General features: G+C 68.7%; 1 protein-coding gene. It reads left to right on the plus strand.

The window, feature by feature from the left end; all coding sequences use genetic code 11:
• Positions 1-367, plus strand: a 367-nt coding sequence (locus QSK20_RS31970) for an AMP-binding enzyme (RefSeq protein WP_285792330.1), incomplete at both ends; no start/stop codon positions are given.

Genomic DNA, 367 nt, shown 5'->3' on the forward strand with positions numbered 1-367 from the left:
ACCTCACCGCCACCCGCTTCGTCGCCAACCCCCACGGACCCGCCGGCACCCGCATGTACCGCACCGGCGACCTCGCCCGCTGGGACGCCGCCGGCCAGTTGCACTTCCTCGGCCGCACCGACGACCAGGTCAAGATCCGCGGCTACCGCATCGAACTCGGCGAAATCGAAACCACCCTCACCACCCGACCCGACATCCGCCACGCCGCCGTCATCGCCCGCGAAGACCAACCCGGCGACAAACGACTCGTCGCCTACCTCGTCCCCACCGACAACAGCACCATCGACATCGGCGACCTCCGCCACGACCTCGGCGTGAAACTGCCGGACTACATGGTCCCCAGCGCCTACGTGACCATGACCGCCCT

Origin of the sequence: Micromonospora sp. NBRC 101691, assembly GCF_030269285.1 — a bacterium.
GTDB classification, from domain to species: Bacteria; Actinomycetota; Actinomycetes; order Mycobacteriales; family Micromonosporaceae; genus Micromonospora; species Micromonospora echinospora.